Genomic DNA, 21,153 nt, shown 5'->3' with positions numbered 1-21,153 from the left:
AAAAAGTATGTGAAATGTTACACATAGGCTTAAATGTAACTTGTTTTTATTTTCACATGATACTAAAATGTATGTAGTTAGAAAAGAGGAGATTTAATTATGGCAAACAGATTTGTATTAAATGAAACAAGCTATCATGGAAAAGGAGCAATTGAATCTATTCCTGAAGAAGCAAAAGCAAGAGGATTCAAAAAAGCTTTAGTATGTTCAGATCCAGACTTAGTAAAATTTGGAGTGACTGCAAAAGTTACAGATTTATTAGATAAAGCAGGATTAGCTTATGAACTTTACTCAAATATCAAACCTAATCCAACAATTGAAAACGTTCAACAAGGTGTCAAAGCATTACATGATGCTGGTGCTGATTATATGATCGCTATTGGTGGTGGTTCATCAATGGATACAGCAAAAGCAGTAGGTATTATTGATAAAAACCCTGAATTTGCAGATGTAAGAAGCTTAGAAGGTGTTGCACCAACTAAAAATCCTTGTACACCAATTTTCGCTGTTCCAACAACTGCTGGTACAGCAGCTGAAGTAACAATCAACTATGTTATTACTGATGTTGAAAAAGATCGTAAAATGGTATGTGTAGATGTACATGATATTCCAGTTGTAGCTTTCGTTGATCCTGATATGATGTCATCAATGCCTAAAGGATTAACTGCTGCAACAGGTATGGATGCATTAACTCATGCTATCGAAGGATATATTACTAAAGGTGCTTGGGAAATGTCAGATATGTTCCATATTAAAGCAATTGAAATTATTTCTAAATCCTTAAGAGGAGCTGTAGAAAATACTCCTGAAGGTAGAGAAGGTATGGCTTTAGGTCAATATGTTGCAGGTATGGGATTCTCTAACGTAGGTTTAGGATTAGTTCACTCAATGGCTCATCCACTTGGAGCTTTATATGATACACCTCATGGTGTTGCAAATGCTATTATCTTACCAACAGTTATGGAATACAATGCTCCATATACTGGTGAAAAATATAAAGATATCGCTGAAGCAATGGGTGTTGATACAACAGGTATGTCACAAGAAGAATATCGTAAAGCTGCTGTAGATGCTGTTAAACAATTATCAAAAGATGTTGGTATCCCAGCTAACTTAAAAGAAATCGTTAAAGAAGAAGATTTACAATTCTTAAGTGAATCTGCCTTAGCTGATGCTTGCTGTCCAGGTAACCCAAGAGATACAAATGTAGAAGAAATCAAAGAATTATATAAATCATTATTATAATAATCATTAAAAACAGTCCTTTTGGGCTGTTTTTTTGTTATTTATTTCACATTAGAGTTGACTTTTTTATTTGTTTTAATATAATTCTTTTTGCATGTTAAAAAGGGGAAATTCGATGGAAACAAATAAAAAATCTAGTTTTTCAGGGCGATTAGGATATGTTATGGCAGTTGCCGGTTCTGCTGTTGGGTTAGGAAACATTTGGCGTTTTCCGTACTTAGCTGCAAAATACGGTGGAGGTACTTTCTTATTGACCTATATCATTTTAGCTTTGACTGTTGGCTTTGCTTTGCTTGTGAGTGAAACAGCTTTAGGAAGAAAGACAGGAAATAATCCAATCAAAGCTTATAAAATGCTTGGTGCTAAAAAATTAAAAATAGGGGGATGGCTTAATTCAATTATTCCAGTGCTGATCGTACCTTATTATTGCGTTGTTGGTGGTTGGGTATGTAAATATTTATTTGAATATTTAAGAGGATCATCTCATTTACTTACACAAGATACTTATTTTTCTAGTTTTATATCAAGTTCGTTGTCACCAGCTTTTTGGCTTATTGTTTTTGCTGTTCTTACTTTTATTGTAGTTATTAAAGGTGTTGAAAAAGGAATTGAAAAAGTAAGTAAAGTATTAATGCCAATTTTAGTTGCTATGGCTATCTTTATTTCTGTTTATGGTTTGATGACACCAGGAGCAATTGAAGGATTGAAATATTATATTATTCCTGATTTTTCAAATTTTAGTATCATGACAGTTATTGCGGCAGTAGGACAAATGTTTTATTCTTTATCTATTGGAATGGGAATTTTATTTACTTATGGTTCTTATATGAAAAAAGAAGTGGATATGGAAAAAGCTATTTCACAAGTAGAAATCATGGATACTTTGATTGCTTTTCTTGCAGGGTTGATGATTATTCCAGCTGTTTTTGCTTTTTCAGGAAAAGAAAGTTTAAATGCAGGGGCCTCTTTAATGTTTATTACTATGCCTAAAGTATTTGATTCACTTCAATTAGGTGGTTTTATTGGTCTTGTATTTTTCTTACTTGTTTTATTTGCTGCTTTAACATCAGCTATTTCATTAATGGAATGTTCAGTTGCAACATTAATGGAACAATTACATATTTCAAGAAAAAAAGCGTCTTTTGTCATGATTGGTGAAATGTTATTACTTGGTATTCCTATTTCACTTGGTTATGGTGTTTTAGGATGGATTCAACCATTAGGCATGACATTATTAGATTTCTTTGATTTTGTGACAAATTCTTGTATGATGCCAGTTGCTGCATTATCTACAGTTTTATTAATTATTTTTGTTACAAAGATATCAACGGTATCAGATGAAGTTAAAATTTCATCGGTTTTTAAAAGAGAAAAAATCTATAATTTTGTTATGAAATACATTTGTGTTCCAACTTTGATCGTTATTTTATTAAGCTATATTTTATCAACGTTTGGAATCATTACTCTCTAGAGCTTCTTTGGAAGCTTTTTCTTTTTTTGTTCATATAAATGTTATTTAAAGAGTATATAATATAAGTGAAATAAAATGAGTTTTTGTATTTGTTAAATAAAACATTTGTGCTATAATTTATTTGTTTAATTATGCCTATGTGTAAAGGAGGATGTCTTTATGGACAAAATAAGTGAAAAAATAAAAGCAGCCCGCATTGCCAAAGGCGTTACAATCGAGGAAGTTGCAGAAGCTACATTACTTTCTGTTAATATTATTCGTGATATTGAAGATGGTGCTTTTGAACGCTTCGTCGGAGACGAGCTTTATGTAAAAATGTATCTTAAAAAAATCGCAAGATACTTAGAAATAGATGAGACAATTGCAGATGATTATTATGCAATTACAAGGGAAATTAAAAAGGCTGATTTAAAAACTATAGATGATAAAAAGGAAGATATAGGATCTGTTACTTTTATAGATAAAGTAAAAAATATACAACCACCTAAAAAACAACCCGTAAAAAAAGGTGTTTATGAAGATCACTATATTTTAAGATATGTGAAGTATGCAATTGTGATCGTTATTGTGATTGCAATTATTTGTGTTCTAGGTTATTCATTTATTTTCACAAACTCAAAGGATGCAAAGTTCGAAAATAGTAATCCTTCACAAACAGAAACAAGTGATAATATAAAAAAGAATACAACAAAAGACACAAAAAAATCAACAACGAAGAAAAAAACAACGAAAAAGCAAACAACATCTGAAATCACATTTACTAAAAATGCAGATGGAGATTACAGTTTTAAATTACCAGAAGGATATGAAGGAGATACTTTTAAATTAAAAGTAGACTTTACTTTTGCGACAACAGTTGATCTACATGTCAATGGCGATACAAATAGCTATCAAACTGATACTTTTAAACGAGGTGTTTATAGTAGTAATCTAGCAAACATTTCTGCCTCGGATGCATTAAAAGATGATTCAGCTTGTGAAAGTGTTGAATTAGAATTTAATGTCAATGATTTTCAATATTTAGAATTTTCATATAGTTGGAACTTAGGACATCGTTATTATATTAATGACCAAAAAATCCCATTAGAAGAAAGCGATCATAATGGAACAAGATCTAATGGTAAGGTTAGAACATTTAAGTTAACGTTGGATAAATAATGAACTTACCTAATAAATTAACGGTTACAAGAATTATCCTAGTTCCAATTCTAATTCTTATTTATATGTTTCCTTATACAACATTTGGAATCAATATGCCTGTTTATCATATATTGAATGCAAATATTTCACTTGTAAATATTATTATATTTATCATTTTCGCGGTAGCTTCTTTGACAGATTATTTTGATGGACAAATTGCTAGAAAATCAAAGTTAATTACAACCTTTGGAAAATTTGCGGATCCTATTGCAGATAAATTATTAATCAATACAATTTTCTTATTATTAGCAAGTGATGGAACAATTTCAATTATTATTCCTATTATTATGATTTCTAGGGATACGATTGTAGATGCGATTCGTTTAGTGGCAGCTAATAAGCAAGTTGTTATTGCGGCAAAATATTTAGGAAAATTAAAAACAGTAACACAAATGATTAGTGTGATTTTCTTATTACTTAATGATTTTCCTTTTTCAATCATTCATTTACCAGTTGGACAAATAATGGTATGGATTGCTTGTATTATTTCAGTGGTAAGTGGAATTGATTATTTTATGGATAGTAAAGATATGTTAACGGAGTCAATGTAATGAATGAACTTGCTGAATTATTGATAGAAAAGGGAATAACAATTTCTTCTGTAGAAAGTTTTACAGTAGGAAATTTTGCGACAATGCTAGGAAGTATTCCTGGCATTTCTAAGGTTTATAAGGGTTCTTTGATTACTTATCAAAGTGAAACAAAGGAAAGACTTTTATCGATTGATCATGCTTTGATTGAAAAATACGGGGTCGTTTCTAAAGAAATTGCAACTTTGATGTGCGTCAATGGAAAGAGTATTTTAGATACTGATCTTTGTGTTTCTTTTACAGGAAATGCTGGTCCAAATGCAATGGAAGGTAAGCCAGTAGGTGAAGTTTATATTGGGATTGCTTATCAAGATGTTGTTGTTTATAAATTGAATTTAACAGGAAGTAGACAAGAAATTGCTTCAAAGGCTGTTGAATTTGCAAAAAAGAAAATAATTGAAAAAATTAATGAAAATTTGAAGAAAAATTAAGAAAAAAAGCGTATATAGGGTTAGGAGGTAAAATTATGGCAGTAAAAAAAGATGTTGATACAAAAAAAGAACAAGCTTTAAATGATGCAATCAAACAAATTGAAAAACAATTTGGAAAAGGTTCAGTAATGAAACTTGGAGATCGTGCAGCTGTTGATGTAGCGGTTATTCCAACGGGTTCATTAACGTTGGATATGGCCTTAGGAATAGGAGGATATCCAAAAGGAAGAATTATTGAAATTTACGGACCAGAATCAAGTGGGAAAACAACTCTAACATTACATGCAATTGCAGAAGTTCAAAAACAAGGGGGAACTGCTGCTTTTATTGATGCAGAACATGCAATTGATCCTGTATATGCTAAAAACTTAGGAGTCAATATTGATGAACTTATTCTTTCACAACCAGATAGTGGAGAACAAGGATTAGAAATCGCAGAAACACTTGTTCGTTCAGGAGCGATTGATTTAGTTGTTGTCGATTCAGTTGCTGCACTTGTTCCTCAAGTGGAATTAGATGGTGAAATGGGAGACCAACAAATGGGTCTACAAGCACGTTTAATGTCGAAGGCCTTACGTAAATTATCAGGGGTCATGAATAAAACAGATTGCACAATTATTTTCATTAACCAATTACGTGAAAAAATTGGTGTGATGTTTGGAAATCCTGAAACAACGACAGGTGGACGTGCTTTAAAATTCTATTCTTCTGTTCGTGTTGAAATTAGAAGAAGTGAAGCTATCAAAAATGGTACAGAAATTGTCGGAAATAAAGTAAATATTAAAGTTGTTAAAAATAAAGTTGCACCACCATTTAAATCAACTTCTGTTGATATTATTTATGGAAAAGGTATTTCTAGAGATGGTGAAGTACTTGATTTAGCGGTTGAAAAAGATATTGTGGATAAATCAGGAGCATGGTATGCCTATAAGGGTGAAAAGATTGGACAAGGTCGTGAAAATGCAAAACGTTATCTAATTGAACATCCTGATATTATGAATGAAATTACAGAAGCAATTAAAGTATCATTAATGCCAAGTGAGGAAGAAGTGTAAATCTTCTTCCTTTTTACTATGTAAAATTTCAAGGAAAACATTGTATTTAGTTTTAATTATAATATTATGCACGTTTTCGGTGATCTCATATTATAGTTGAAAACGGATAATCCTATAGATTGTCCTTTTTTGATAAGAGCGAGAGTCAATGAAAAAATGTTTTCATTTTTAAATATCAATAATATGATTTTTATATGGAGTATGAATGAAAGAAAAGAGGGATCGACATTATGTAAAATGTTAGGTCTTTTCAATTTAAATCACTTTTTTTGCATGACAACTTAATATTGTCAAAAATGTGAATTTGACATATAATATACTTGTGCGTAAACACGTCATATAAGAATATACATAGAAAAAATGGAGGATGAATTTATGCCAAGTATGAATATTGTCTCTATTTTATCCTATGTTCTAGCTATCGCTGTAGGTGTTCTTATTTATTTTATATATGCCAAACTTAATATTTCAAAAGCAAATGTAAGTGCAGAAAAAATTATTGATGATGCCAATACAAAGGCTGATAACTTAGTAAAAGAAGCAATTTTAGATGCCAAAACACAAGCTTACGAATTAAAGTTAGAAGCGGAAAAAGAAATTAAAGAACAAAGACATGAAATTATTGAACTTGAAAATAAACTTTCTGATCGTGAAAAAGAAATTGAACGTAAAGATATTACCGTTCAAGGAAAAGAAGAAGTTTTAGCACAAAGAGTCAAACAATTAAATGAAAAAGAGGCTGGAATAGATAAATTAGAGGCTGAACTTAAAAATAAAATTGATTCAAAAGTTGTAGAATTAGAAAAAGTTGCCGCTATGTCAGCAAGAGAAGCAAAAGAAGAATTGTTCAAACAAGTTGAACAACAAATTTCACTAGAAATGTCTGCTTATATTAAAGAACAAGAAGAAGAAGCTAAAAGTAAAGCGGCTGATTTATCGAGAGATATTATCGCTAATGCAATCAATAGATATGCTCAAGAAGAAGTTACTGAAAGAACAGTAACAGTTGTTGCTCTTCCTAGTGAAGAAATGAAAGGACGTATCATTGGTCGTGAAGGGCGTAATATTAAAGCAATTGAGCAAGCAACAGGTGTTGATTTAATTATTGATGATACACCTGAAGCTATTACAATTTCTTGTTTTGATCCAGTAAGAAGAGAAATTGCTCGTTTATCTTTGGAAACATTAATTAGAGATGGACGTATTCAACCTGGAAGAATTGAAGAAGTTGTTGAAAAAACAAGAAAAGAATTAGATGAAGTGATTCGTAAAACGGGAGAAAATGCGGTATTTGAATTAGGTATTTCTCGTATTGACAAAGAAATTATCAAACAAATAGGTAAATTAAAATATCGTACAAGTTATGGACAAAATGCACTTCAACATTCCTTAGAAGTAGCACATTTAGCTGGTATTATGGCAGCTGAACTTGGTTTAAATCAACAAATGGCAAAACGTGCTGGTTTATTACATGATATTGGTAAAGCTATGGATCATGAAATGGAAGGTAGCCATGTTGAATTAGGTGCAAAATTTGCAAAAAAACATGGAGAAAATGCTACAGTTGTTAATGCTATTGAGTCTCACCATGGTGATGTTCCGGCAACAAGTGTTATTTCAATCTTAGTTGCTGCGGCAGATACCTTATCCGCTGCTAGACCAGGAAGTCGTAGTGAAACAATTGAAAACTATATCCAAAGACTTGAAAAACTTGAAGAAATGGCTAAAAGCTTTGATGGTGTTGAGCGTGTCTTCGCTATTCAAGCAGGACGCGAAATTCGTATCGTCGTAAAACCTGATCAAGTTGATGATGTTGCAAGTCATAAGATTGCACGTGATATTAAGACAAAAATTGAAAATGAATTAACTTATCCAGGACATATTAAAGTAACTGTTATAAGAGAAATTCGAGCAAGTGAAATTGCTAAATAAAGGGAAAATCATTCCCTTTTTTTATTTTGTTATGTTAGAATGTTTTTGATTTAGAAATGAGGAATGAAAATGAAGGTTTTATTTATTGGAGATGTCGTTGGAAATGTAGGACGACAAATGATTGAGGATTATCTTTATCGTATTCGTAAAGACTACCAAATTGATTTTGTTATCGCTAATGTTGAAAATGCCACTCATGGTAAAGGTTTAAATAGAAAGCATTATGATTTTTTTACTTTTGAAGGTGTTGATTGTATGACAATGGGAAATCATACTTTTGATAAAAAAGAGCTTTTTGATTTTATTGATGAAGCGGATCGTTTAGTGGTTCCCTATAACCAACCAAGGGTTTTACCAGGAGTTTCTTCAAGGGTGTTTAATGTTAAAGGGACAAAGATTCGTGTTACTAATGCTCTTGGATGTGTTTTTATGGATAATCGTTACTCAAATCCTTTTGATCAAATTGATGATTATTTAAATCTTGAACAAGATATTCACATTATTGATATTCATGCTGAAGCAACAAGTGAAAAGATTGGACTTGCTTATTATTGTAGAGATAAAGTACAAGCAGTTTTAGGAACACATACCCATGTTCAAACAGCCGATGAAAGAATTATTGATGGAAAAGTAGCTTTTATTTCTGATGCAGGTATGACAGGACCTTATTTAAGTTCACTTGGCTGTGACTTAGATAGTGTGATTGCCCGTATGCGAGGGTTAAGTTCTAAGTTTTTAATATCAGAAAATTCAGGGCAACTTGCTGGTGTGGTTATGGAGTTTAATGAACAACATCAACCAATTTCAATTGAAAGAATTTTGATCAATGAGGATCATCCTTACAAAGCATCTTAGATGCTTTTTTGTTATTTTTTTATAAAGAATTCATATAGTGAATTAGGAGGCAAAAATATGGAAATAATAAAAGTATCTTCAACATCAGTTCCTAATCACGTGGCAGGAGCTATTGCATCATTAATGCGAGAAAAGGATAAACTTATGATTCAAGTAATAGGAGCTGCAGCTCTTAATCAAGCTATTAAGTCGATTGCTATTGCCAGAGGGTATATTATTCCTACAGGAAAAGAACTTATTTGTATTCCTTCGTTTCATGATTTGACAGTAGATGATAAAATAATTACAGCCATTCGTCTTGTTATTGAATTACGTTAATTTTTCGTGAAAAGGGTTTCTTTTTTTAGATAATCATTGTATAATACTGACATGTAAATGGAGGTTTTATTAAAATGGCAAAATGTAAATTATTAATGCAAACAGGACAAGTTCAAAAAATTATTGATTTCTTTGATGGATATTCAGATGATAAAGTATCATGTAAATATGTTAAAAAAGTAGGAATCAAAGCTGAATTTGAATGTGAAACTGAATTGTCACCTGAAGAAGCTGCAGGTCATTGCAAAGGAGTTTTCAAAGGAACTCCTGAAGGAAAAGTATTATACTTCTCAATTCAACCAGATGGGTTCTTTGGATAAGATAAAAATGATAAGGGCTGATAAGTCCTTATTTTTTTCTAGCCAAAAGTTAACTTTATGTATATAATAGGAAAGAAATGTGGTGAAAAAATGAAAGATTATAGTGAATATTTTAAAGGGCCAAATTTAAAAGAGGCTCAAAAAAGAAGTAGAAAACAAGTTGATCATTTAAAAGATGCTTTTGAAATACCAAGTGATATGGTAAATGTAGGTAAAGGAAAAACATATTATATCCATACTTATGGATGTCAAGCTAATGAACGTGATGGTGAAACTTTAGCGGGTATTTTTGAAATGATGGGATATACACCTGCAAAAGAAATTGAAGATGCCGATGTCATTTTATTAAATACCTGTGCGATTCGTGAAAATGCTGAAGAAAAGGTATTTGGTAAAGTCGGATATGTTAAAAACTTAAAGAAGAAAAATCCGAATCTTATTTTTGGGTTATGTGGTTGCATGGCTCAAGAAGAAGTTGTTATTAAAAGAATATTAGAAAAACATCCACATATAGATTTGATCTTTGGTACACATAATATTCATCGTTTACCAACTTTATTAAAAGAAGCGATGTTCAATAAAGAAATGGTTGTAGAAGTATGGTCTAAAGAAGGGGATGTTATTGAAAATACACCTGTAACACGTGCTAATGGACATAAAGCATGGGTTAATATTATGTATGGATGTAATAAATTCTGTACATATTGTATTGTTCCTTATACAAGAGGAAAAGAGCGTTCTCGTTTAATGAGCGATATTATTGATGAAGTTAAAGGCTTAAAAGAAGATGGTTATCAAGAAATCACATTACTTGGACAAAATGTCAATAGTTATGGAAAAGATTTAGAAGAAGACTATGATTTTGCGACTCTTTTAGAAGAAGTTGCTAAAACGGGAATTGCACGTATTCGCTTTACAACAAGTCATCCATGGGATTTTTCTAGAGAAATGATTGAAATCATTAACCAATATGATAACATCATGCCTTATATCCATTTACCAGTACAATCAGGAAATACAGAAATCTTAAAATTAATGGGTAGAAGATATACAAGAGAACAATATTTAGAACTTTTCCATATGATTAAAGAAGTGATGCCGGATTGTTCAATTACAACAGATATTATCGTTGGTTTCCCAAATGAAACAGAAGAACAATTCCAAGATACCCTTTCTTTATATGAAGAATGTGAATATGATTTAGCTTATACATTTATCTATTCACCTCGTGAAGGAACACCAGCGGCTAAAATGCAAGATAACGTTCCATTTGAACAAAAACAAGATCGTTTAGAAAGATTAAATGAAGTTGTTAAAGAAAAAGCTTTAAAACAAAATCAACGTTTCTTAAATCAAATTGTTGATGTTTTAGTGGATGGTCCATCTAAACGTGATGAAACTATGATGACAGGATATACGGCGCATCAAAAATTGATTAACTTCAAAGGACGCAAAGAAGATATTGGTAAAATTGTGCCTGTAAAAGTAACAGAAGTAAAAACTTGGGCTTTAAAAGGTGAACAAGTTGACTAGAATTGAAGAACTTGCGCAAAAATTGAATCAAGAGATTTTAGGTTTGGAAGTTGTTCAAGAATATCAAAAGTATGAAAAACTTGTTTTAAATGATGAAAAACTAAAACGATTAGAAAAAGAATTAAAAGTATTACAAAAAAAGATTGTCAATCAAAAAGCAAGACAGGATGATGATGTCACAAAGACAATACAAGAGTATCAAGAAAAAAAAGAATATTATGAAAATCATCCTTTAGTTGTTAATTACTTATATTTACAAAATGAGGTAAATGAAATACTTCAAACAATCAATCAACAAATTAATAATGCCTTAAAGTAGGGAAACCTACTTTTTCTTTTTAATTATTGACTTATTTAAATTTGGGGATTATAATTTTTCAAAAATATAGAAAGATTAAGGAGATAAAAAAATGGCATTTTATTTTGAAGAACCATCGCATACTTTTAATGAATATTTATTAGTTCCAGGATACTCATCTGCTGAGTGTCGTGCTGAAAACGTAAGTTTAAAAACACCACTAGTTAAATTTAAAAAAGGTGAAGAACCTGCATTATCATTAAATATCCCATTAGTATCCGCAATTATGCAAGCTGTATCTGATGATAATATGGCAATTGCTTTAGCTAAAGAAGGTGGAGTTTCATTTATTTATGGCTCTCAATCAATTGAAAGCCAAGCAGCTATGGTAAGACGTGTTAAAAATTATAAAGCTGGATTTGTTCCAAGTGATTCAAACCTATCACCAGATTCAACTTTAAAAGATGTTTTAGAATTAAAAGAAAAAACAGGACATGCTACAATGGCTGTAACAGAAGATGGAACAGCAAATGGTAAATTATTAGGTGTTGTTACTGGTAGAGATTATCGTATTTCTCGTTTATCAATGGATACAAAAGTTTCTGTATTCATGACACCATTTGAAAAATTAATTTGTGCTGATTTAGGAACATCTCTTAAAGAATGTAACGACATGATTTGGGATAACAAATTAAATTCACTTCCAGTTGTGGATGCTGAACAAAGATTACATTACTTTGTCTTTAGAAAAGACTATGAAAATAGAAAGAAAAATCCAAATGAATTATTAGATGAAAATAAACGTTATATCGTCGGTGCTGGAATCAATACTCGTGACTATGCAACACGTGTACCTGCCTTAGTAGAAGCAGGAGCTGATGTATTATGTATTGATTCATCAGAAGGATTCTCAGAATGGCAAAAACTAACAATTGACTGGATTAGAGAAAATTACGGTGATACTGTAAAAGTAGGTGCTGGTAATGTAGTTGATGCTGAAGGATTTAGATTCTTAGCAGAATGTGGTGCTGACTTTGTTAAAATTGGTATCGGTGGAGGATCGATTTGTATCACTCGTGAACAAAAAGGTATTGGTCGTGGACAAGCTACTGCAACAATCGAAGTAGCAAAAGCAAGAGATGAATACTTTAAAGAAACTGGTATTTATGTACCAATTTGTTCAGATGGTGGTATCGTTCATGATTACCATATGACATTAGCCTTAGCGATGGGTTCTGACTTTATTATGCTTGGTAGATATTTCTCAAGATTCGATGAATCTCCTACAAATAAAGTTCAAATTAATGGACAATATATGAAAGAATACTGGGGTGAAGGTTCTGCTCGTGCTCGTAACTGGCAACGTTATGATATGGGTGGAGATTCAAAACTTTCCTTTGAAGAAGGGGTTGACTCTTACGTACCTTATGCTGGTAGCTTAAAAGATAACGTGGGATTATCTTTATCAAAAATCAAACATACAATGTGTAACTGTGGTGCTTTAACGATTCCTGAATTACAACAAAAAGCAAAAATCACACTTGTTTCTGCAACTTCAATTGTTGAAGGTGGAGCACATGACGTTGTATTAAAAGATTCAAAAGAACAAAAATAAGACTTCAAACGAAGTCTTTTTTTTATTTTCTGACATATTCTTATATGGGGTGACAAAATGTCTGGAAAAGTGTATGAAATAATGACAAAGGCAACGCTTGCAAAAGGAACAAAAAAGACGATTTCAAAGCATGATTATCTTGTTAATGATATTGATAAGATTTTAGGGTGCTGGATTTGCAATCATCAATATCGAGGTGTTATTAAACAACAACCGGTGATTGAGGGTAGTTTTGATTTGCATATTTGGTATAGTCATTTAAATGACAGTTTCTTATTGAAACAAAAGGTGACTTATTGTGATGAAATTGATTTAAGTATTAAAAATCATGAAACGAGCCAAAAGGATGAAGTTGTTGTAGAAAGTCTCTATTTACCAAGATGTATCCATGCAAAGCTTGAAAATAAAACCGTGCATCTTGAAATAGAAAAACAAATGTCTTTAAAAATCATAGGAGATACAACGATTCTCGTAGAAAGTAAAAATGAAGAAACGCCAGAAATCGATATGAAAATAAACCAAGATTTTATCACATAAGACAAGCATTCATTTCCGACTTTTTGTCGGAAATGAACAATTAAATTAGTTTCTTCCCGACCACCATCATGTTATAATATCAAAGTATCAATAAGGAGAGTGGTAGGATGAAAGAAAAATATAGTCCAATGATGATGCAATATCTAGGAATCAAAGAACAAAATAAAGATTCTATTGTGATGTTCCGTTTAGGTGATTTTTATGAAATGTTTTTTGATGATGCCATCATGGTTTCAAAAGAGTTAGAACTTGCTTTGACAGGGAAAAATGCAGGAGCAAAAGAAAGAGTTCCAATGTGTGGTGTCCCTTTTCATAGTGCAAGTGGATATATTCAAAGGCTTGTAGACAATGGTCATAAAGTGGCAATCGTCGAACAACTAACAGATCCTGGTAAAAAAGGAATCGTTGAACGTGGTGTCGTTCAAATTGTTACACCAGGTACTATTTTTGATGAATCATTAACACAAAATAGAAATAATTATATTGCCTGTATGATGACTTTTGATTTTGTTTATACATTAGCTTTTTGTGATATTACAACAGGTGAATTCCAAGTTGTTAATATTGATAAACAAGATAATATTTTAAATAATCAGCTTGCAACAATGGAAATAAAAGAAATCGTTGTTGAAAGTAATTGTACATATTCTTTCCATGAAGGCATTATGGTATCACGTTATGATAATGAGACTTTTAATGAAAAATACCAAGATATCTTTAAAAATATTAAAGATTTAAAACAAATAAAAGTTGCCACTTTACTTTTAAATTATTTAATTGAAACACAAAAAAGAGATTTAGAACATCTTCAAATCATTGAAGAAATTAATAATAAAGATTATATGACAATGGATCTCTATACAAAAAAATCATTAGAACTTACTGAAAATGCAAGAGATCATGAAAAATATGGTTCACTCTTTTGGCTTTTAGATATGACGAAATCAGCTATGGGGGCACGTCTTTTAAAAAACTATATCGATCGTCCTCTTTTAAATCGACAAGCAATTGAAAAAAGATTAGATATTGTTGAAATCTTTACGCAACAATTTATTCAAAGAGAATCCATTAAAGAAATCTTAAAAGAAGTATATGACTTAGAAAGACTTTCAAGTCGCATTGCTTTTGGAAATATTAATGCGCGCGATTTAAAATGGATTGCTTCTTCTTTAAAAGTGATTCCTGAATTAAAACAACAACTCTATTCATTTAATGAAGATCTTACAAATCAACTTGCCGATCAACTTATTGATTTATCTCATATTACGAAGCTGATTGATGATGCTATCATTGATAATCCACCTCTTACAATTAAAGAAGGAAATATTATTAAAGATCACTTTAGTGAAGATCTTGATGAACTTCGTTATTTAAGAAATCATGGAAAACAATGGTTGATCGATTTTGAACAAAAAGAAAGAGAAAAAACAGGAATTAAAAACTTAAAAGTAGGGTATAATCGTGTTTTTGGTTATTATATTGAAGTTACTAAGGGTAGCTTAGATCAAGTTAAAGATGAATTTGAATATACAAGAAAACAAAGTTTATCGAATGCTGAAAGATTTATTACACCTGAATTAAAAGATATGGAAAGTAAGATTTTATCGGCACAAGATAAAATAGAAAAATTAGAATATGTTTTATTTACTCAAATTAGAAATGAAATCAAAAAAGAAGTACATCTCATTCAAGATATTGCAAAAATCATTGCTCAAGTCGATGTTTATCAATCACTTGCAATGTTGGCAAGTGAAAATAGCTATGTAAGACCTATTTTCAATAATAATAAAACTTTAGAAATTACAGAAGGAAGACATGGTGTGATTGAAAAAGTCATGGGACATGGTCAATATGTTCCTAATGATGTTTCTATTGATGAAAAGAATCCAGTTGTTTTAATTACTGGACCAAATATGGGTGGTAAATCAACTTATATGCGAGAAGTAGCCCTTATGATCATCATGGCTCAAATTGGTTCTTTTGTCCCTGCAAAATATGCTAATCTTACCATCTTTGATCAAATCTTTACGCGTATTGGGGCAAGTGATGATTTAATTAGTGGACAATCAACATTTATGGTAGAAATGTTAGAAGCAAACAATGCTTTACGCTATGCAAATGAAAATTCACTGATATTATTTGATGAAATTGGTCGAGGCACAGCGACTTTTGATGGAATGGCTATTGCTCAGGCAATGATTGAATATATCGCCAAAAATATTCATTGCATGACCTTATTTTCTACCCACTACCATGAACTTACATTCTTAGAAGATAAAGGATTAGGTATTCAAAATGTACATGCTAGTGCCCGTGTAGATAATGATCATCTTGTTTTTGAATATTTAATTAAAAAAGGAAAATCAAATAAATCCTATGGGGTCAATGTTGCTAAACTAGCAAAATTACCTGATGAAGTTATTCAACGTGCCAATCGTGTTTTAGAAACATTAGAAGAAAATAATGTAGAAGATCGTTTAGTAGAAGAAAAAGTAACAATTATTGAAAAAGAAAGTGAAGTTGAAAAATATTTAAAAACAATTGATCCAATGGCCTTATCACCATTAGATGCTTTATCAACACTTATTGAATTAAAAAAGTTATTAAAATAGAGGTATAAAATGAAGATAAAACAACTCGATGAAATCTTAGCAAATAAAATAGCGGCAGGTGAAGTTATTGAAAGACCGGCCAATGTTGTCAAAGAACTTGTAGAAAATAGTATCGATGCTTCTTCTTCTAAAATAGATATTATTATTGAAGAAGGAGGAATGAATCTTATTGAAATTGTTGATGATGGTTTAGGAATGGATCAAGAAGATGCAAAACTTTGTTTTTCAAGACATGCCACAAGTAAGATTACCAATGATCAAGACCTCTTTTGTATTCAAACACTTGGTTTTAGAGGTGAAGCAATTCCTTCAATTGCTTCAATTTCTCACTTTGAATTAAAAACCAGTGATGGTCAAAGTGGTTCAACAGTGGTTTATGAATTTGGAAAATTCATTGAACAAAAACAAAGTGATTTAAAAAGAGGAACAAAAATTACTGTTACAAAACTTTTTCAAAATGTTCCAGCACGTTTAAAATATGTAAAATCAGTCAACGCTGAATTTGCTCATATTCAAAATTATGTAGAAAGACTTTCTTTATCGCATCCTAATATTGCCTTTACTTTAATGCATAATGGAAAAGTGACTTATAAAACAAATGGTAATGGTCAATTATTAGAAGTTATTCATCAAATTTATGGTTTATCAGTTGTTAAAAATATGTTGAATTTAAAAGTAGAAAATGATGAATTTGAAGTTGAAGGATATATTGGTAAGATTGAAATCAATCGAGCAAGTAAAAATCATATTGTCACTTTAGTCAATCATCGTATTGTTAAAAATCAAATTGCTATTGATGCTATTAATCAAGCTTATCGCAAATATTTGGCAGATAATCGTTATCCAATTGCTATTATCAATATAGAAATTGATCCTTATCTTGTTGATGTGAATGTACATCCAAGTAAATTAGAAGTTAAATTTTCTAAAGAAAGTGAATTGAAACAACTTATTTTTGATGGTGTTTCGAAAACTCTAGAAGGAGTCAATTTAACTTATCAAGCAAAAGAAGAAAAACCAGTCTTTAAGCCACAATTAGATCAATTAGATTTAGAAATCGATTTTAGACAAGAAGTACCACCATTACAAGTTCAACCAATTGAAAGAACAATGCCTTCTTATATTTATGAAGAAAAAGAAGAATATCAAGCATCACCTATAAATCAAGAAATTTCAGAACAAAAAATTGTTGAAGAAATTAAAGAAACACCGCTAAAAGAAATGAAAAAGAAAATCTTTGTTAAAGCACAAATTCATGGAACATATATTGTTGGTGAAGATGGAGAGGGCATGTATTTAATTGATCAACATGCAGCTCAAGAAAGAATCAATTATGAATATTTCTTAGAAAAATATAGTCATCCAGATATGACAATGAGAGATTTATTAGTACCGATCACGGTAGAATATCCTTTAAGTGAATGTATGATTATTGAAGAAAGAAAAGAGTTATTAAAAGAAGTAGGGATTTATTTAGATCCTTTTGGTAATGGCTTTATTATTAAACAACTTCCAATGTGGATGAATCAAATTAATGAACATCTTTTTATTGAAGATATGATTCAACAAGTATTAAAAGACAATAAAATTGATTTACTTTCTTTGCAAGAACATGCTATTGCTACTTTAAGTTGTAAAGCATCGCTTAAAGGAAATAGTCATTTATCAATTGAATCAATGCAAACAATAGTTGATAATCTCATGCGTTGTGATAATCCTTATGTCTGTCCTCATGGAAGACCAACAATTATTCATTATTCAGCATATGATTTAGAAAAATTATTTAAGAGGGTCGTCTAATGGAAAAAGTAATCGTTGTTATTGGACCTACAAGTGTAGGAAAAACAAAAATGGGGGTAGCTCTTGCAAAAAAACTAAATGGTGAAGTCATTAGTGGTGATTCAATGCAAGTTTATCGTCAAATGGATATTGGAACGGCTAAAGTAACTATTGAAGAAATGGAAGGTGTTACACACCATTGTATTGATATATTAGATCCTAAAGATCAATATAGTGTGCATGATTTTCAACAAACAGTAAGAAAACAAATTACAGAAATTACAAATAGAGGACATGTACCCATTATTGTAGGTGGAACAGGTCTTTACATAAAGGCGGCATTATATGATTATACTTTTAGTGAAATGGAAAATAATCATGATGAAATCAATAAAAAATATAAAGATTATACAAATGAACAACTTTATGCTCATTTAAAACAAATTGATGAAGAAAGTGCAAAAATTCTTCATTTCAATAATCGAAGACGTGTTTTAAGAGCTATTGAAATCTATGAACAAACAGGTCAAAAGAAAAGTGAAATGATTAATGAACAAGAACATATTTGTTTATATGATGCTTATTTTGTTGGATTGACTTTACCAAGAGAATTACTCTATGAGCGTATTAATTTAAGAGTCGATTTAATGATGAAAAATGGTTTACAAGGAGAAATGGAATCATTAATTAAACAAGGTCTTACAAGAGAAAACCAAAGTATGAAAGCAATTGGTTATAAAGAATGGTTTGATTATTTTGAAGGAAAATGTGACTTAAATGAAGTAAGCGAAAACATCAAGAAACATTCAAGACAATATGCTAAAAGACAATATACTTGGTTTAAAAATCAATTTGATGTTCATTGGTATGATGTCTGTCTTGAAAATTTTTCAAAGACGATAGAGGAAGTTTCTCGTGATTTAAAAAATCCTAATAAAAATTAGGATTTTTTAGTATGATTTAATTTTTTCATTTGATTTGTGCGGCCATGTTTTAGAATTCGACGATAATTTTCGGCAAGTGCTTTTTCATAGTTGCTTGTCATCCATGGAACATAAAATTGACTTTGAGCAATCGGATCGGGAAGATATTGAATATATTCCCATAATTCAGGACGATCATAGTTATATTTTTCATCATCATCTAATCCAACAGGTGTTAATCTTAAATATTCTGGTGCAGATAGTGATTGATGATTAAGCGAAGCTAAGGCTGCGTCAATAGCTGCTTCTGATGATTTAGATTTAGGGGATAGACATAAATCAATGATGGCACTGGCAATAGGAATTCTTGCTTCAGGAAAACCGACTGTGCGAGCTGCTTGGAAAGCAGCGACAGTGCGCATACAAGCGTTGGGATTTGCGAGTCCTACGTCTTCATAGGCGCAAACAAGAACACGTCTTTCTAAAGATTCAATATCATTATATTCAATAAGCTTTGCAAAATAGTACATAGCTCCATTAGGATCGCTTCCACGAATGGATTTTTGTAATCCACTTAAAGTATCGTAATATTGATCTTCATCTTTATCAAATTGTGCGTTAGCTTGTGTTAAAGCATTTTTAGCGTCTTCAATCGTAATATGATTTTCATGAGCAATGATTGAACAAACTTCGAGACAATTATAGGCAAAACGAATATCCCCTGAGGATAAACGAGCAATATGTTTAAAGACTTCTTCATCGCATGTATATTGATTATGATAGCCTTTTTCGCTTTTTAAAGCTTTATGTAATCCTTGGATAATATGCTCTTTTTGAAGTGGCTTTACTTCAACGATTTGACATCTTGAGCGAATGGCAGGATTAATAGAATGATAAGGATTAGCTGTTGTACAACCAACAATAATAAGTAATCCACTTTCTACATAGGGAAGAAGATTATCCTGTTTCATTTTATTCATACGATGAATTTCATCTATAATGACAAAAAGACCATTTGATAATTTTGCCTCTTCAATAATTAAATCCATTTCCTTTTTATTACCGGTTGAAGCATTAAAAGTACGAAAGGGCATATTTAAATCATGGGCAAGAGCCATAGCTAATGTTGTTTTACCACAACCAGGTGGTCCATATAAAATGACAGACATTGGATGATTTTTTTCAACAAATTTAGTAAAAAGTCCATTTTCACCAATAATATGTTCTTGTCCTAAAATATCCGATAAAGATTGAGGACGCATATTGTATGCAAGAGTTCCACTCATAAAATTCTTCCCCCTTTTTTTTAAATGAAGTATAATGATTATAACACTTTTAGAAAAAGAAAGGTAGAAATGAAATGAGATTAGTTATACAAAGAGTAAGCAAAGCAAGCGTTGAAATTGAGGGAAAAGTCAATGGGAAAATTGATGAAGGCTTCATGTTATTAGTAGGAATTACCAATGATGATAATAAAGAAGTTGTAGAAAAGATGGCGGATAAATTAATTAATTTGAGGATTTTCGAAGATGAAAATGAAAAATTAAATTTATCTTTAATGGATGTAAAAGGGGAAATTTTATCTATTTCACAATTTACTTTATATGCAAATTGTAAAAAAGGAAGAAGACCAAGTTTCTTGGATGCAGCAAAACCTGATCTTTCAAAACCGCTTTATGAATATTTTAATGAATATCTTGAAAAAAAAGGAGTTCATGTAGAAACGGGAATTTTTGGTGCTATGATGAATGTTTCATTAATCAATGATGGTCCAACAACAATTATTTTAGACAGTAAAGAAATTTTATAGCAAAAGAAGGCCACTGAAAAGGCCTTCTTTTGTTGTAAAAGCACAGTATATTAGACAAAGAAGAAAAAAAGGTAAAAAAAGAGAGGGATAAAAAACATCGATACAGAGGGGAAAAAGGAAGGGAACAGGAAAAAAGATAAAAAAAGATAGAGAAAAAGCTTTACAAAAGAAGAAATGGATGGTAGTATAAATGAGCACTCGACGAGAGAGACGAGTGAGAGGACATTGAAAACTGAACAGGAAAGAATAAAACACAACGTCAATTTAAGTTTAAAAGAAAAAAGAGCTAAACAGACCAAAGTTGTCTGAAGAGATAGAAGGACAATGGAGAGTTTGATCCTGGCTCAGGATGAACGCTGGCGGCGTGCCTAATACATGCAAGTCGAACGCTTCACATATGTGAAGAGTGGCGAACGGGTGAGTAATACATAAGTAACCTGGCCTTTACAGGGGGATAACTGTTGGAAACGATAGCTAAGACCGCATAGGTGTCATAACCGCATGGAGATGATATGAAATATGCTACGGCATAGGTAGAGGATGGACTTATGGCGCATTAGCTAGTTGGAGGGGTAACGGCCCACCAAGGCGACGATGCGTAGCCGACCTGAGAGGGTGACCGGCCACAC

At 31.3% G+C, this 21,153-nt stretch carries 19 protein-coding genes and 1 rRNA gene; 19 read left to right on the top strand and 1 reads right to left on the bottom strand.

The genetic code is table 11. The features are described 5' to 3' along the window. Nucleotides 1–99 precede the first annotated feature (99 nt). The 17 genes from fucO to miaA all read left to right on the top strand — a co-directional run bounded on the left by fucO (nucleotide 100) and on the right by miaA (nucleotide 18,735). Nucleotides 100–1,245 (top strand): lactaldehyde reductase, encoded by a 1,146-nt coding sequence (gene fucO / locus C7U55_RS07015; RefSeq protein ID WP_106987957.1) that lies wholly within the window; start codon nucleotides 100–102, stop codon nucleotides 1,243–1,245. 115 nt (nucleotides 1,246–1,360) lie between these two features. Next, entirely contained in the window at nucleotides 1,361–2,716 is a 1,356-nt protein-coding gene (locus C7U55_RS07010) for a sodium-dependent transporter (RefSeq protein WP_106987956.1), read from the top strand. Between the two features lie 159 nt (nucleotides 2,717–2,875). Further along, on the top strand, nucleotides 2,876–3,874 hold the full coding sequence (locus tag C7U55_RS07005) for a helix-turn-helix domain-containing protein (RefSeq protein WP_106987955.1): 999 nt from the start codon (nucleotides 2,876–2,878) through the stop codon (nucleotides 3,872–3,874). After that, complete coding sequence (gene pgsA, locus C7U55_RS07000; RefSeq protein ID WP_106987954.1) at nucleotides 3,874–4,467, top strand: CDP-diacylglycerol--glycerol-3-phosphate 3-phosphatidyltransferase; 594 nt, start codon at nucleotides 3,874–3,876, stop codon at nucleotides 4,465–4,467. The genes C7U55_RS07005 and pgsA overlap by 1 nt, the downstream gene beginning before the upstream one ends. Further along, nucleotides 4,467–4,937, top strand: a complete 471-nt coding sequence (locus tag C7U55_RS06995) for a CinA family protein (protein WP_106987953.1) — start codon at nucleotides 4,467–4,469, stop codon at nucleotides 4,935–4,937. The genes pgsA and C7U55_RS06995 overlap by 1 nt, the downstream gene beginning before the upstream one ends. A gap of 35 nt (nucleotides 4,938–4,972) precedes the next feature. After that, nucleotides 4,973–5,992 (top strand): recombinase RecA, encoded by a 1,020-nt coding sequence (gene recA / locus C7U55_RS06990; protein ID WP_106987952.1) that lies wholly within the window; start codon nucleotides 4,973–4,975, stop codon nucleotides 5,990–5,992. Between the two features lie 375 nt (nucleotides 5,993–6,367). Beyond that, nucleotides 6,368–7,924 carry a ribonuclease Y gene (gene rny / locus C7U55_RS06985; protein WP_048924477.1) on the top strand — a complete coding sequence of 519 codons (1,557 nt, stop codon included), beginning with the start codon at nucleotides 6,368–6,370 and terminating at the stop codon, nucleotides 7,922–7,924. A gap of 69 nt (nucleotides 7,925–7,993) precedes the next feature. Then, the gene (locus C7U55_RS06980; protein ID WP_106987951.1) at nucleotides 7,994–8,779 is read left to right on the top strand and encodes a TIGR00282 family metallophosphoesterase; all 786 of its coding nucleotides are present in this window, start codon (nucleotides 7,994–7,996) and stop codon (nucleotides 8,777–8,779) included. Nucleotides 8,780–8,836: 57 nt separating this feature from the next. After that, on the top strand, nucleotides 8,837–9,097 hold the full coding sequence (locus tag C7U55_RS06975) for a stage V sporulation protein S (protein ID WP_106987950.1): 261 nt from the start codon (nucleotides 8,837–8,839) through the stop codon (nucleotides 9,095–9,097). A 74-nt stretch (nucleotides 9,098–9,171) separates the two neighbouring features. After that, nucleotides 9,172–9,417 carry a hypothetical protein gene (locus C7U55_RS06970; RefSeq protein ID WP_022000709.1) on the top strand — a complete coding sequence of 82 codons (246 nt, stop codon included), beginning with the start codon at nucleotides 9,172–9,174 and terminating at the stop codon, nucleotides 9,415–9,417. Nucleotides 9,418–9,507: 90 nt separating this feature from the next. Then, nucleotides 9,508–10,950, top strand: coding sequence for a tRNA (N6-isopentenyl adenosine(37)-C2)-methylthiotransferase MiaB (gene miaB / locus C7U55_RS06965; protein WP_106987949.1), 1,443 nt, complete (start codon nucleotides 9,508–9,510; stop codon nucleotides 10,948–10,950). Next, nucleotides 10,934–11,269, top strand: a complete 336-nt coding sequence (locus tag C7U55_RS06960) for a YlbF family regulator (RefSeq protein ID WP_106987948.1) — start codon at nucleotides 10,934–10,936, stop codon at nucleotides 11,267–11,269. The genes miaB and C7U55_RS06960 overlap by 17 nt, the downstream gene beginning before the upstream one ends. Nucleotides 11,270–11,360: 91 nt before the next feature. Continuing rightward, a complete protein-coding gene (locus C7U55_RS06955; protein WP_106987947.1) occupies nucleotides 11,361–12,863 on the top strand; it encodes an IMP dehydrogenase in 1,503 nt (500 codons plus the stop codon). Between the two features lie 57 nt (nucleotides 12,864–12,920). Continuing rightward, on the top strand, nucleotides 12,921–13,400 hold the full coding sequence (gene cotE, locus C7U55_RS06950; protein WP_048924483.1) for an outer spore coat protein CotE: 480 nt from the start codon (nucleotides 12,921–12,923) through the stop codon (nucleotides 13,398–13,400). A gap of 107 nt (nucleotides 13,401–13,507) precedes the next feature. After that, nucleotides 13,508–16,012 (top strand): DNA mismatch repair protein MutS, encoded by a 2,505-nt coding sequence (mutS, locus tag C7U55_RS06945; RefSeq protein WP_106987946.1) that lies wholly within the window; start codon nucleotides 13,508–13,510, stop codon nucleotides 16,010–16,012. 9 nt (nucleotides 16,013–16,021) lie between these two features. Continuing rightward, entirely contained in the window at nucleotides 16,022–17,812 is a 1,791-nt protein-coding gene (gene mutL / locus C7U55_RS06940; protein ID WP_106987945.1) for a DNA mismatch repair endonuclease MutL, read from the top strand. Next, on the top strand, nucleotides 17,812–18,735 hold the full coding sequence (miaA, locus tag C7U55_RS06935; protein WP_106987944.1) for a tRNA (adenosine(37)-N6)-dimethylallyltransferase MiaA: 924 nt from the start codon (nucleotides 17,812–17,814) through the stop codon (nucleotides 18,733–18,735). Before mutL ends, miaA begins: the two co-directional genes overlap by 1 nt. On the opposite strand, the gene C7U55_RS06930 is transcribed toward miaA, so the two are convergent. Next, a complete protein-coding gene (locus C7U55_RS06930; protein WP_106987943.1) occupies nucleotides 18,732–20,000 on the bottom strand; it encodes a replication-associated recombination protein A in 1,269 nt (422 codons plus the stop codon). The genes miaA and C7U55_RS06930 overlap by 4 nt on opposite strands. A gap of 74 nt (nucleotides 20,001–20,074) precedes the next feature. Here C7U55_RS06930 and dtd point away from each other — a divergent pair, with 74 nt between their 5' ends. Continuing rightward, nucleotides 20,075–20,524 carry a D-aminoacyl-tRNA deacylase gene (dtd, locus tag C7U55_RS06925; protein ID WP_106987942.1) on the top strand — a complete coding sequence of 150 codons (450 nt, stop codon included), beginning with the start codon at nucleotides 20,075–20,077 and terminating at the stop codon, nucleotides 20,522–20,524. Between the two features lie 321 nt (nucleotides 20,525–20,845). Continuing rightward, nucleotides 20,846–21,153 (top strand): 16S ribosomal RNA (locus tag C7U55_RS06915); the annotation flags it as partial.

The sequence above is a fragment of the Faecalibacillus faecis genome, from assembly GCF_003024675.1.
GTDB classification, from domain to species: domain Bacteria; phylum Bacillota_I; class Bacilli_A; order Erysipelotrichales; family Coprobacillaceae; genus Faecalibacillus; species Faecalibacillus faecis.
Note: the sequence above shows the minus strand (reverse complement) of the source record. Positions and strands in the feature narration are given on the sequence as shown.

What these genes read in the sequence shown, in the direction of transcription:
- C7U55_RS07010 (WP_106987956.1), top strand. Translation starts at nt 1,361, where the DNA reads ATGGAAACAAATAAAAAATCTAGTTTTTCAGGGCGATTAGGATATGTT.
- C7U55_RS06970 (WP_022000709.1), top strand. Translation starts at nt 9,172, where the DNA reads ATGGCAAAATGTAAATTATTAATGCAAACAGGACAAGTTCAAAAAATT.
- C7U55_RS06930 (WP_106987943.1), bottom strand. Translation starts at nt 20,000, where the DNA reads ATGAGTGGAACTCTTGCATACAATATGCGTCCTCAATCTTTATCGGAT.
- miaB (WP_106987949.1), top strand. Translation starts at nt 9,508, where the DNA reads ATGAAAGATTATAGTGAATATTTTAAAGGGCCAAATTTAAAAGAGGCT.
- miaA (WP_106987944.1), top strand. Translation starts at nt 17,812, where the DNA reads ATGGAAAAAGTAATCGTTGTTATTGGACCTACAAGTGTAGGAAAAACA.
- rny (WP_048924477.1), top strand. Translation starts at nt 6,368, where the DNA reads ATGCCAAGTATGAATATTGTCTCTATTTTATCCTATGTTCTAGCTATC.
- dtd (WP_106987942.1), top strand. Translation starts at nt 20,075, where the DNA reads ATGAGATTAGTTATACAAAGAGTAAGCAAAGCAAGCGTTGAAATTGAG.
- mutS (WP_106987946.1), top strand. Translation starts at nt 13,508, where the DNA reads ATGAAAGAAAAATATAGTCCAATGATGATGCAATATCTAGGAATCAAA.
- recA (WP_106987952.1), top strand. Translation starts at nt 4,973, where the DNA reads ATGGCAGTAAAAAAAGATGTTGATACAAAAAAAGAACAAGCTTTAAAT.
- mutL (WP_106987945.1), top strand. Translation starts at nt 16,022, where the DNA reads ATGAAGATAAAACAACTCGATGAAATCTTAGCAAATAAAATAGCGGCA.
- C7U55_RS06975 (WP_106987950.1), top strand. Translation starts at nt 8,837, where the DNA reads ATGGAAATAATAAAAGTATCTTCAACATCAGTTCCTAATCACGTGGCA.
- pgsA (WP_106987954.1), top strand. Translation starts at nt 3,874, where the DNA reads ATGAACTTACCTAATAAATTAACGGTTACAAGAATTATCCTAGTTCCA.
- C7U55_RS06995 (WP_106987953.1), top strand. Translation starts at nt 4,467, where the DNA reads ATGAATGAACTTGCTGAATTATTGATAGAAAAGGGAATAACAATTTCT.
- cotE (WP_048924483.1), top strand. Translation starts at nt 12,921, where the DNA reads ATGTCTGGAAAAGTGTATGAAATAATGACAAAGGCAACGCTTGCAAAA.
- C7U55_RS06955 (WP_106987947.1), top strand. Translation starts at nt 11,361, where the DNA reads ATGGCATTTTATTTTGAAGAACCATCGCATACTTTTAATGAATATTTA.
- C7U55_RS07005 (WP_106987955.1), top strand. Translation starts at nt 2,876, where the DNA reads ATGGACAAAATAAGTGAAAAAATAAAAGCAGCCCGCATTGCCAAAGGC.
- C7U55_RS06980 (WP_106987951.1), top strand. Translation starts at nt 7,994, where the DNA reads ATGAAGGTTTTATTTATTGGAGATGTCGTTGGAAATGTAGGACGACAA.
- fucO (WP_106987957.1), top strand. Translation starts at nt 100, where the DNA reads ATGGCAAACAGATTTGTATTAAATGAAACAAGCTATCATGGAAAAGGA.